10 protein-coding genes and 1 pseudogene are annotated in these 11,317 nt (G+C 51.2%); 6 read left to right on the top strand and 5 right to left on the bottom strand.

The genetic code is table 11. From position 1 onward, the window contains the following. Positions 1–114: 114 nt before the first annotated feature. A pseudogene (locus IMW75_RS27225) lies at positions 115–600 on the bottom strand (OprD family outer membrane porin); the annotation flags it as partial. 522 nt (positions 601–1,122) lie between these two features. Here IMW75_RS27225 and IMW75_RS26150 point away from each other — a divergent pair. Next, on the top strand, positions 1,123–1,476 hold the full coding sequence (locus tag IMW75_RS26150) for a winged helix-turn-helix transcriptional regulator (protein WP_205894236.1): 354 nt from the start codon (positions 1,123–1,125) through the stop codon (positions 1,474–1,476). A 245-nt stretch (positions 1,477–1,721) separates the two neighbouring features. Here IMW75_RS26150 and IMW75_RS26145 read toward each other — a convergent pair whose 3' ends face one another. After that, positions 1,722–2,504, bottom strand: a complete 783-nt coding sequence (locus tag IMW75_RS26145; protein WP_205894235.1) for a sulfite exporter TauE/SafE family protein — start codon at positions 2,502–2,504, stop codon at positions 1,722–1,724. Between the two features lie 658 nt (positions 2,505–3,162). Between IMW75_RS26145 and IMW75_RS26140 the strand changes: the two genes are divergently transcribed. After that, a complete protein-coding gene (locus IMW75_RS26140) occupies positions 3,163–3,573 on the top strand; it encodes a nuclear transport factor 2 family protein (RefSeq protein ID WP_205894234.1) in 411 nt (136 codons plus the stop codon). A 41-nt stretch (positions 3,574–3,614) separates the two neighbouring features. Here IMW75_RS26140 and IMW75_RS26135 read toward each other — a convergent pair whose 3' ends face one another. Beyond that, entirely contained in the window at positions 3,615–4,520 is a 906-nt protein-coding gene (locus IMW75_RS26135) for an AraC family transcriptional regulator (RefSeq protein WP_205894233.1), read from the bottom strand. A gap of 108 nt (positions 4,521–4,628) precedes the next feature. On the opposite strand from IMW75_RS26135, the gene IMW75_RS26130 reads away from it, so the two are divergent. From IMW75_RS26130 to IMW75_RS26115, 4 genes are all read left to right on the top strand, one after another. After that, on the top strand, positions 4,629–4,970 hold the full coding sequence (locus tag IMW75_RS26130) for a carboxymuconolactone decarboxylase family protein (protein WP_205894232.1): 342 nt from the start codon (positions 4,629–4,631) through the stop codon (positions 4,968–4,970). Positions 4,971–5,146: 176 nt separating this feature from the next. After that, on the top strand, positions 5,147–5,722 hold the full coding sequence (rclC, locus tag IMW75_RS26125; RefSeq protein ID WP_205894231.1) for a reactive chlorine resistance membrane protein RclC: 576 nt from the start codon (positions 5,147–5,149) through the stop codon (positions 5,720–5,722). Between the two features lie 28 nt (positions 5,723–5,750). Continuing rightward, positions 5,751–5,984 (top strand): DUF2790 domain-containing protein, encoded by a 234-nt coding sequence (locus IMW75_RS26120; protein ID WP_205894230.1) that lies wholly within the window; start codon positions 5,751–5,753, stop codon positions 5,982–5,984. A 345-nt stretch (positions 5,985–6,329) separates the two neighbouring features. After that, a complete protein-coding gene (locus IMW75_RS26115) occupies positions 6,330–9,173 on the top strand; it encodes an ATP-binding protein (RefSeq protein WP_205894229.1) in 2,844 nt (947 codons plus the stop codon). Positions 9,174–9,245: 72 nt separating this feature from the next. On the opposite strand, the gene IMW75_RS26110 is transcribed toward IMW75_RS26115, so the two are convergent. Then, positions 9,246–9,899, bottom strand: a complete 654-nt coding sequence (locus IMW75_RS26110) for a cysteine hydrolase family protein (protein WP_237142342.1) — start codon at positions 9,897–9,899, stop codon at positions 9,246–9,248. A gap of 187 nt (positions 9,900–10,086) precedes the next feature. Continuing rightward, on the bottom strand, positions 10,087–11,019 hold the full coding sequence (locus IMW75_RS26105) for an alpha/beta fold hydrolase (RefSeq protein WP_414704669.1): 933 nt from the start codon (positions 11,017–11,019) through the stop codon (positions 10,087–10,089). Positions 11,020–11,317 lie beyond the last annotated feature (298 nt).

Genomic DNA, 11,317 nt, shown 5'->3' with positions numbered 1-11,317 from the left:
AACGCTTCGATTTCAAATGTCCGATCGAAGTGATGAGTGAGGTGATGCAAAAGGCCATTGCGATGCGGCACGATACTCCCACTTCGATTCAATAACCGTGTTGCACTCAGCTCCTGCAACCGCCCCCCCTCCAAAGTTCTGGTAGACGAGCCGGGAATCTGTGGCGACCAGTATTGGGAGATTTGGCGTAAAAATATTGCCGATGCCAAGCTCAGTTTTGGAGACTCGCGCCTTAAGAGTGCCGCCTGCTCTGCTCCACGAGTGGACCGCGGAGCCGTCGGAGTCACTGGGATAAAACGTGTTAGCGTCAGGGTGATGGCCTTTCCCGCCATCTAGATGCACCGCAACCAGCGATGCTATGTCTAGACCAAAGCCAACCGTACCTTGGGTGAAACCTGAGGTGAACGCGAACTTGATTGCAGTCGCCGCTTCGCGTTGATCAAGCCCACCATCGTGGTTGTCATTCGAGTAGTACATCGTTCGGGAACTGACAACTGCCTGGCTGTCTTCGAGAAATCCATGTGCTTTGGGCTCCTCGGCGTTCGCCCCGATTGACAGGCCGCCGAGAATGATCGCAGCTGGCACGGTAGTTTTTTTCATAAAAGCTCCTATGTCGCCGCGATCGACTTAAACTGAGGTGCGCGTGTTTCAGAAATTTCAGCGCGGATGCCGTTTATTGTTGTGTGTAGAAAAAGCGTAGCAGCGGCACTTGAATTGAACACCTGAGAAGGTCGGCCGCTCGTAAGTATTTATGGGGGGGCCTCATTTTTAGTGAAGCTTAACGGCGTCGCAGGATGCTGGGTTGGACCGAGCATAGGCATGCTCATAGTTTTCTTCCAAAACCGGTCAGAGGTCTGGAACGCTCTGTCTACGAGGGTAGTGGGCAAAGCCCGCGGCTGGGGGCGTTACGAAGGATTGATGGAGATGTTCGAGATGACATTATGTCGTCGGGGGAGACGTCTTATCGCATTACAGCTCGTGGAAGGTGCTCAGCAGAATGATCATAATCTTGTGAATATTCGAGTTTTGAAGCTGCTGGTACGTAATTCCTAAGGAGAAATGGGGGCGTCAGACGCGTCATCTCAGTACTTAAATTGATCAGAGAACATCAGGGGACAGTGCATGACACAGGCTCCATTTGGTTGCGGGTTAGAAGCGGTGCTCAATCTCGTAGGCGGAAAGTGGAAATTGCTGATTTTGTTTTATCTGAGCGGCAAACCCCGACGATTTGGCGAGTTGAGGCGACTCGTCGGGGGCGTGAGTGAGAAGGTGCTAAGCCAGCAGTTGAAGGAGATGACTCGCGATCGTCTTGTGCGTCGCATCGACTTTCGAACCGTGCCTCCTCACGTTGAATATGAGCTTGAAGCCTTTGGAGTCGACTTGGGACGTGCTCTGCAACCCGTGTGCGAGTGGGGTACGCAGAATATGAACGCTATTGCTTCGATCGCTGGAGTTCGCGAAGCCAATGATCGATGACCGGATGGGATACCCGTGAGCCGTTTCAGGAGTTTCTAAAAGGCTATGACATGGTGATTAAAAGTGACGAGGCATTCAGGATTGTTGAGGTAATTGATCTTGCTATCTTAGTCAGCTGGCCCGTTTAAAGCGGGGATGGCAACATCAGCGGAAGTCGGACTAGCTGCTTTCCGCGCGAAGTTCTCCAAGGGGCAGTGGGTTGGACAGAGCCGGTACTGAATGTGGATTGATCAGATCATTTGCGCTCATATCAGAAAGCTGGTGCCTACCACTGCTAACAGAAGCGCAAAGAGCCGCTTGAGGGTTTTTGAAGGTAGTTTATGCGCTAGTTTCGCGCCAAATTGAGCAGAAGCCATGCTGGTGAGAGAAATGCCAATCAACGCAGGCAGGTAAATAAAACCGAGGCTGTTTTGGGGCAATGCTGCGTCGTGCCAACCGAGGATCATAAAGCTCAATGCGCCGATTACCGCTGTTGGAAACCCCGTGGCAGACGCTGTAGCAACCGCTTGCTGCACAGTCAGACCATGCCAGGTCAGAAACGGCACTGTCATGGAGCCGCCCCCGATACCAAATATCGCCGAAGCCCAGCCAATCACTGAGCCAGCCAATCCTAACCCCGTTTTGCCAGGTAGGCCGCGGCTCGTTTTCGGCGTGAAATCCAAAGCCATTTTCATTGCAACCACGAGGGCGAAAACGCCGATTATTTTTTGCAGATTCGGACCATCGATAAAATCTGCTGTAACTGATCCCAACGGGGCGCCGACCATGATTCCAATCGTCATTGAAATAAAAACTTTCCACTGCACAGCACCTACACGATGGTGGGCTCGCACTGACTGGATCGAGGTAAAAAGTATGGTGGCTAATGAAGTGCCCACGGCTAAGTGGGTTAGCACTGAGCCGTCGAATCCTTGAATAGTGAAACTGTATACGAGCACAGGCACAATGATGATCCCGCCGCCCACACCGAAGAGACCTGCCAGCACTCCGGCAAATGATCCCAATACTAGATAGAGCATGAAGTCCAAAGTGTCTCCGAAAAAAGTTTTGGCGCTGAGGTCTCTATAAAAAAATCACTGCGCTATCAGATGAATGTGTCTCGCAAGCGCGGCATGACGAGCAAAAAAATTGCTACGCGGACGACAAAGGTTTGGAATCTGCCGATAAGAGATTTAGCTCTAATGTTTGGGCTATCTTCCGCGTTCATCCAATTTCACGGAATTACCATTTTCTACAATCATGCGTTTCATCGGCTGTAATAGTCGGCGTCGATTCTCTACGAGCGATGATTTAAGGACGATGAATTGACGCCAACGAGGGGGGCCGCATACCAAAATGGCGAGTCTCTCATCTCGTAAACATATAGGCGGCCATCGCTGGACAGCGGTTCTATGGCCTTTTGTCACAAGCGCTTGCGATGCAGAACCCTTTCTGCAAAACCTTTAGTGTCTTGCCCAGCTTTGAAGCTGTTCAGAGCGAAGCCTCTCAGACCGAAGAGATACCATTCGGGTAGCAAGTCTTCCTGAGTAACTGCGATGTGAAATCCAGCCCTTAATCGATGCGCGCGCGACGGTCGTCAGAGGGAACAGGGTTTACAGCGGCGCCTAGGGTACTTACCAACTGGTACGTACTAGAAAGCGACTACGCGTTACTCGACAATCAGTTTCTCAAAACGACCAGAGACTGATGATCATGATTGGGCAAAACAATTTAGGATTCGCGCAGAACTTCTTGCAAAAACTGGGTGCTGGAGATTCTCAGGCACTCGCGCTTCTATTTGCCGAGGATGCGCGTTGGGAGATTGCTGGCGATGAAGGAGCACTGCCGTGGCTTGGTAAAAAAACGGGCCGAGAGGCCATTATTGGCTTCGTCAGAGATACTACAGCGCTGCTCACAAGCGAGAGCCTCAACGTTCACGATATCCTTGCGAATGAAAATCGTGCATTGATACTCGGTGACCTTGCGTCAGTCGTAAAAGCCACGGGCAAACGTATTGAAACTTCATTTGTACTGGTGCTTGAGATAGGTGACGGGTTGATTACTAGCTTTCGAATGTTGGAGGATAGCTTTGCCGTATCCCGAGCCGCACGAGGCTGATTGATCGTCTTCATCCTCCGGCATACGGAAATGTCGGAGTGTTACATTCCGCGCCTCACCCTCCCTGGTGCTTCACCGTAAATTTCCTTGAATTTTTTGCTGAAAGCCGCTTGGGATTGATACCCGACTTGGGAAGCAATGTCGCTTAAACCCAAATGTGAGTGGCTTAGCAGGTTGAACGCTAACTCCATTCGAACTTGGGTCAATAATACCCAAGGTGAAACTCCAGCTACCCGTACGAAGGCTCGCATGAACGTTGCGCGAGACATGCTTGCGGTTTCAGCGAGACCGTCAACGGTCCACTCGTGCGCCGGATCAGCCAGCATGGACTGCCAAGCGCGGCCCAGCCTCTTATCAGACAGCAAGGCCAGTGTGCCAGTGTGTTGATCGTGCTTCGCGATGTGAGCGCGCAGGATGAATGTAAACAGCGCTTGGGACAGAGCGTCGAGTAAAAAATGTGCGCCGACTTGATCGCTATCCGCTTCACCTCGCAGCATTTCTACCAGTGCCGGCAGGGGCGCACTTGCAGGGAGGGCTGCGCTTGGAATTACAAGATGCTCGGGAAGGGCGGCGAATAACATCGACGTTCGATTGTAGTGAAAGCCTCCGCAAAGCATGTCTAGATCAGTAGTCACACCCCCAATACGATATAGCGGCAGTGTCGTATTGGAAACCAACCTTGGCGTGCTGGGCTCTACCGTTTTCCCAATGCTATGCATCATGTGTGGTGCACCGCGAGGCAGAAGTAATATGTCTCCTGTTCGCATGGGCAGGCGTTGGCCGTCCGGGAATTCAACTCGACACTCTCCTTCCAGCACGATGTGATACGGCGCTTTCCCTAAGACTTCTTGCTCATGATCTCGCGCCCAATCTCCCTGGAACTGACATCGGAGATCCAAGCTACCTCGGACGTTAGCTAGGCTGATGAGCTTATCGATCGAATTCATTTGAGAGCTTCGCATAAAAAATTGAGCGGATTGGACAAACTGACATCACGCCGCAGGGGAAAACTGAGCCTGTCGAAACACTACACCAACTTGCTCAGGAGTCATGCGATGTTCAACAACTGGTCCGAATTGCTACCCACCATCCAGAAGGCCTTCGGCGCGCTCGGAAAGAGCAACCCTAAAATGGTGAAGGCTTACATGGCTCTTGGTGAGGCCGCCGCCGAGAACGATGTGCTGGATGCTAAGACCCGCGAGTTGATTGCGATTGCTGTTGCTGTCACCACCCGCTGTGACGGGTGCATCGCCGCCCATGCGGACGCAGCAATCAAAGCTGGAGCAAGCCGCGAGGAGGTAGCGGCCGCATTGGCAACCGCAATCTCTCTCAACGCCGGCGCTGCTTACATCTATTCGTTGCGTACGTTGGAGGCGTATGACTCGCTGAAGAAATAGGTCACTCACCCGCACGCGCTTGGCCTCGGTACTGCAAGGTATCGAGGCTTTTTTACACCTGCAAGATCTTCAGCAATATGTTGAGACTATCAAACAATAAATTGAGCAAGACGCACAAAAACGGCTTTCAGGCCCACGTCAGACTACCTCCACATTCAAACATTTGGAGAAGTCTCATGCTCACATCTTTTACTGCTGGGCTCCGGTTTATCAGCAAAGTCGATACCGTCGGAACGTCACTCATGCGATTGGCTATCGCTATCGTTTTCCTGTGGATCGGAGCGCTGAAATTCGTTCCATATGAAGCTGACAGCATCACACCTTTTGTTGCCAATAGCCCATTCATGTCTTTCTTCTACGAGCACCCCGAAGAATACAAAGCGCACCTCACGCATGAAGGTGAATTGAACGCAGAGAAGCGCGTTTGGCAAACAGCTAACAACACGTACGGTTTTTCGACCGGCCTCGGAATCGTCGAAATCCTGATCGGCCTGCTCGTGCTCTCGAATTCGATTTCGCGACGTACTGGCCTGTTGGGTGGAGCCCTGGCCTTCGGTACACCGCTGGTAACGCTTAGCTTTTTGATTACCACACCTGAAGCCTGGGTGGGCGCTCTCGGTGATGCCCAACATGGCTTTCCTTATCTGTCGGGTGCCGGGCGCCTGGTGCTCAAAGACGTACTGATGCTAGCCGGCTCTTTACCCGTCATGGCTGACTCCGCCCGTCAATTGCTCCGCGAACGCTCCGCGTAATCACACCAACCACTGCCTGGAAAACATGATGAAAACCTTGATCGCCTTGTTCTTAATGGTCGCTGCTGGCTCTTCGTTTGCTGCCGAGGGTACCGAGACTGCACGTACAGGAGTTCCATTGGACGTTGCTAAAACCATCAGCATCACTGATACCTCCTCCGCATGCGGCATCGTGCCTGTTGAGATGGTTTATGAAGACTCAAATGGTGAGCGGCATACCGCAACCTACTTGGTGCAGGGCGGGGGATGCATGGGGGGCTGAATATCTGTGGTTTTCAGACAGTGTGCTTTTAACCTATACATCATTCAGTATTGAGGTCCTAGCTCGCTGTGCGTTGCATTCAAGGCACATTTCACTACGCTCTTCATCAGATGGCATGGAAATTTGTTACTCGAATGCCATGGCTTGCCTACACTCCAAAATGAATTCGCTATTTTCATTTTTTATTAACGGCACGCTTGCTACTGGGCAATGGAAGGTACAGAGGGTGCCAGTGTAGGTTCACTCACCTTCAGTGACTCCAATGGCAAAAGCACCAGCAGTCGAATCGTCGGGGCGATCTCTCGGTACAGACACGCTCAGTGACACCTTGCGAGTCACTAGGTCATGAGCGGAGCAAAGGACAGTCCCTCCAATCCGTTGGTCTCTCATCCAGTCAATTTTGGTCAGTACCACCTATATCCAGATCAAAGGCTGTTGTTGCGCAACGGTACTCCTGTCGATTTGGGTAGCCGAGCGTTCGACGTATTAGCTGTGCTGATTGCGCATGCTGGGGATGTAATCAGTACTCGCGATCTTGTGAGGTTAGTTTGGCGCGGTGTAGTGGTAGATGAGAGCTGTCTGCGCGTGCACATTTCGGCATTACGAAAAGCGCTCTGCTGCTCAGATGCTGACGTGTGCTACATCGCCAACATTCCGGGGCGCGGTTACAGCTTCATTGCATCTATCACCCATTTACCTCTTAGCTCTGCGCCGGATGCGACTGCATCTAAGTGTTTAATCGGTGAATTACCTCTCCGTTCACGACGCATGGTGGGTCGAAACGATGCTGTCAGCGAGCTTATAGCTTTGATTGAAAAGCAACGTTTTGTAACGCTTATCGGGTCTGGCGGAATGGGTAAAACCTGCGTCGCCATAGCAGTGGCGCATGATCTAGCTTCGCACTTCGAAGGCCAAATTCTTTTTCTGGATTTCAGTCAGATCCAAGATTCTCGATTGTTGGTAGGAACTATAAACTCGGCCTTGGGCGTGCAGTGCAACGGAAGTGATCCTACGCAAGCGTTGATTGAGCACTTGAGCGGGAAGCACATTTTATTAGTGCTCGATAGCTGTGAGCATGTAATCGAAGGCACTAGTTTCCTGGCAGAAAATCTTATTGGGCACACCACCCGGGCGCACATACTTGTAGCCTGCCGAGAGCCTCTGCGAGCAGATGGAGAGCATACTTATAGGCTAGGCCCTCTAGACTGTCCTAGTAGTTTGATGGGGTTATCTGCCGCTCAGGCGTTAAAATTTTCAGCCGTACATTTGTTTGTTGAACGTGTTACGCAGAGCGACGATTTATTCGCGCTTACCGACAGCAATGCACCTGTGGTTTCGCACATCTGCCGCAAACTTGATGGCTTAGCGCTAGCAATTGAGCTGGCAGCTAGTCAGGTAGCTGCCTATGGCCTTCATAAGATTGCAGACCTGCTCAATGATCGGTTTAGCTTATTTTGGGAAGGCAAGCGTACTGCATTGTCTCGTCACCAGACACTGCATGCATTGCTTGATTGGAGTTACGTCCTCTTATCTGCGACAGAGGCATCGGTTTTGCGAAGGTTGTCTGTGCTCAACGGTAAATTTTCGCTTGAATTGGCTGCCCAAGTCGCATCTTCCCCAATGGACGAGACCATGGTGATAGATGCTCTCGGACGTTTGGTCACTAAGTCGTTGGTCTTAGCCGAGATTGTTGACCAAACAATGCATTACCGGCTGCCTTACACAACCAAAGCCTACGCTCTGGAAAAATTAAGTAGCAATGGTGAACACGAAATAGCGATCGAACGTCATGCGAATTTTCTTATTGCGCGACTCGAACGGCTGTATGTTCCTGAAGAAGCGCTTCCTGAGCATGAGCGTATCCATCGTTATATTGATGAATTAGGGAACATTTGTACGACGCTAGAATGGGCATTTTCGAAGCGCGACAAGCTAATGATTGGAATTCGCCTAGCAGCAGCTTCTGCACCGCTATTTCTTGGTCTATCGCTACTTGATGAATGTCGGCGCTGGAGTCTGCGGGCACTTGCAGCGGGCGGATACGAAGTCGAAAGCGTGTCACAGAAAATGGGATGGCAAAATTCACTATTTTTTTCTTCAATACCCACCGGTAAGCTCGAAGCTCTGCGGTCGTCTCGTTCCCAATCACTCATATTTGATGAAAGACGTAAGAGCAGCCTCAGCCCGCTGAGATCGTTCGGGGATTTGATTACAGCTCATACGAAGACGGGGCAGGATGGGGAATTCCGAGAGATCACCTCACACGGCTCAAGTTTCAACGCACGAATCACGGATCCCAAAGAGATTGCAATAATCCACTGGATGGCTGGCAGCGATTGCGGTTTAGAGGGGCGACTGTTCTCCGCCGGATTAGGTCCTGCATCCGTTGAGGGTGCTAGCGACTTATCCCTTGCTCACGACTACCGCATCCGCGCACTTTCGTCCCTCGCACGCGTTTTATGGCTTCGAGGATACCCTGATCAGGCTGCTGAAATAGGCCGAGAAGCTCTGGAACGAGCAGACCGCCAACGTCATCCCCAGACGCTTTGCCTTTCGTTAATTTATGTCTCAACAGTATTCCTTTGGATAGGGGACTGGCGAGCAGCCGAGCACTCGATCACAAAGCTTACCTCTACTGCTATGCACCACAGCATTGAACCTGACCACGCGGTGGGGCTTGGCCTAAAAGGTATCCTGCTGTGCGGCCTAGGCGATGTTGACGCAGGGATGCCTCTGCTGCGTGAATGCCTCAATGTGCTCAGTATCGAGAACCATCAAGTGCTCGCTCCTATGTTCATTCGATGCCTAGCAGAAGCATTCGCAGCGACAGGGGAATTTGACACTGCGCTAGAAATTCTCACCGGGGTACTGGAGATGATTGAAAACGTAGGTGAGTCTTTTGATACTCCAGAAATATTACGAATAGTGGCGGACCTTCACGCGACTCGACCGCGGCCTGATCTCGCTCTGGCGGAACAGTATCTATGTCGGTCTCTGTCCTGCGCCGGTCGCCAATCATCTTTGGCCTGGGAGCTGCGCGCGGCAACATCTCTAGCACGGTTGCGCCTAATGCAAGGGCGCCGAGCCGAAGCTGGCGAGCTACTTCAATCTGTATATGGGCGTTTTACTGAGGGTTATGATTCGACAGATTTACGTGAGGCGATGAGACTATTGAATTCGTTGCATTAGTAACATTCGTAGAATAGGCCATCGACCATCTTGTCACGGGGTGGAGATTGGGACCCCGTGACGAGATGTTTCTTACACCTTGCCACCCAACATTGCGAGCACTTCGTCGGTGGTCCATACAGCGTTTGCCATGAAACGGTAATTTATTATTGCTGCAAGATAACCATCCCCTTCAGGTAATTTTGGTCCCGCTACCGCGTCGCGGACTACTGCCACTTCAAACCCTTGTTCAAGTAGTTCACGCATGTGGGATTCAACACATAGGTTGGCTAACATCCCAGTGAGAATAACTTGATCAACCAATTGCTTGCGCAGCTGGAATGTCAGATCGTTCACCTGGGGTCCGTACAGTTTGTGAGGTGAGCATACGATGGTTTTACCATCTTCGATGTAGGTTTTGAACTCAGGCATAAAATCACTCCCCGAGTTGTTAAAGCCGTCCACGTCAATCGCGCTCTTGCGATCGAAGAGCTTGATCGAATGCTGCATGACTTCCACAGGGGCTTGGATTTTCCAATTATGGTCAGTTGCCCAGTAGTAGTGAGGTGAAACTGCGACGGTGATGCCAGCTGCTTTCGCAGCTTTAAACAAGCTTACCAAGTTAGGTACTAGATTTTGTTCTGTGACGGATTCTCCGGTCATTCCCCAAGCGATCCCTTTGGGAGACATAAAATCAACCTGTGGATCAATGACTATGAGAGCGGTCCGCGAGAGATCCAATTTCATCGTTGATTTTGGTAAGGCTGGACTCTTGGGGTCGGCGTATTTTTCGAGAGCTGCGGGGCCAGCTTTCGTGGCACCAAACGCTGGAATCGCGCCTGCGGCGAGTGTTGCTGCTGCACCCAAAACAAATGAACGTCTGCCGATGGGATAGAATTTCTCAGACATGATTTCTCTCCAGGCAAAGGACTGTTTAGCTGTGTAAAAATGCCAGTAGATCTTCGTTGAGTTGGTCCCGATGGGTCTCGGTCAATCCATGAGGCGCGCCCGCATACACTTTTAGCGTGGCGTGAGGAACCAATTTTTTTGAGGCTCGGCCGGCAGCGTCGATAGGCACTATCTGATCGTCGTCTCCATGGACAATGAGGGTAGGTTTATCAAATTTTTTGAGGTCTTCAGTGAAATCGGTCTCCGAGAAAGCCTTAATGGAATCGAAGGTGTTTTTGAAACCTCCGTTCATTCCTTGACGCCACCATGAATCGATCATCCCTTGGGACTTTTTTGCACCAGCTCGGTTAAATCCATAAAAAGGTCCGGAAGGTATGTCGCGGAATACCTGCGAGCGATCAGCAATCATTCCTGCCCGTATACCGTCAAACACCACGATCGGCAACCCTCCAGGATTCGCAGCAGTTTTGAGCATTAAAGGGGGAACAGAGGAGATCAGGCATATTTTTGCCACTCTTGAGGTTCCGTGCCTGCCTACGTAGCGGGCAACCTCACCGCCGCCTGTGGAGAACCCCATAATGGTTACGTCTCTGAGGTCCAACGTATTGATAACTTTGGCCAAATCGTCGGCGTAATGATCCATATCGTTACCGTCCCATGGCTGGCTGGATCTCCCATGACCACGTCGATCGTGTGCGATCACTCTGAAACCTTTTGAGGCGAGAAAGAAAGCTTGACCATCCCAGCTATCGGAGTCCAACGGCCAGCCGTGACTGAGGGTTACAACACGTCCTGTTTTCGGGCCCCAATCTTTGTAATAAAGCACCACACCATCACTTGTTGTGATTGTGTTCGCGGATAAGTCACGCGACTGCGTCAGTTCGGCCTTGGATTTTTCCGATTCGGAGATGAGTGCGTAAGCAGGCTTAGGCACCAAGGTGGATACCGCGGCGCCCATCCCTATTAGAACGATGCTGCGGCGGTTCGCACTATCACGAGAAAGTGGAGATTTATCGGACATTTTTTTCTCCGTGCGGAATTGATGCCGTTATTTACACCCGATCATGCTATGAGCTGAAAGGTTGGATCTGACTATGGGGTCGGCGGGGCATGGTAACGAGTAAAGAGATGGCGGTTGCAGGAGCTGAGTGCAACACGGTTATTGAATCGAAGTGGGAGTATCGTGCCGCATCGCAATGGCCTTTTGCATCACCTCACTCATCACTTCGATCGGACATTTGAAATCGAAGCGTTTA

Source organism: Pseudomonas gregormendelii (assembly GCF_017114825.1).
GTDB lineage: Bacteria > Pseudomonadota > Gammaproteobacteria > Pseudomonadales > Pseudomonadaceae > Aquipseudomonas > Aquipseudomonas gregormendelii.
Note: the sequence above shows the minus strand (reverse complement) of the source record. Positions and strands in the feature narration are given on the sequence as shown.

Excerpts from the sequence above, each read along its gene's own strand:
- IMW75_RS26150 (WP_205894236.1), top strand. The coding sequence starts at position 1,123 with ATGACACAGGCTCCATTTGGTTGCGGGTTAGAAGCGGTGCTCAATCTC.
- IMW75_RS26140 (WP_205894234.1), top strand. The coding sequence starts at position 3,163 with ATGATCATGATTGGGCAAAACAATTTAGGATTCGCGCAGAACTTCTTG.
- IMW75_RS26135 (WP_205894233.1), bottom strand. The coding sequence starts at position 4,520 with ATGAATTCGATCGATAAGCTCATCAGCCTAGCTAACGTCCGAGGTAGC.
- IMW75_RS26130 (WP_205894232.1), top strand. The coding sequence starts at position 4,629 with ATGTTCAACAACTGGTCCGAATTGCTACCCACCATCCAGAAGGCCTTC.
- rclC (WP_205894231.1), top strand. The coding sequence starts at position 5,147 with ATGCTCACATCTTTTACTGCTGGGCTCCGGTTTATCAGCAAAGTCGAT.
- IMW75_RS26120 (WP_205894230.1), top strand. The coding sequence starts at position 5,751 with ATGAAAACCTTGATCGCCTTGTTCTTAATGGTCGCTGCTGGCTCTTCG.
- IMW75_RS26115 (WP_205894229.1), top strand. The coding sequence starts at position 6,330 with ATGAGCGGAGCAAAGGACAGTCCCTCCAATCCGTTGGTCTCTCATCCA.
- IMW75_RS26110 (WP_237142342.1), bottom strand. The coding sequence starts at position 9,899 with ATGAAATTGGATCTCTCGCGGACCGCTCTCATAGTCATTGATCCACAG.
- IMW75_RS26105 (WP_414704669.1), bottom strand. The coding sequence starts at position 11,019 with ATGGGCGCCGCGGTATCCACCTTGGTGCCTAAGCCTGCTTACGCACTC.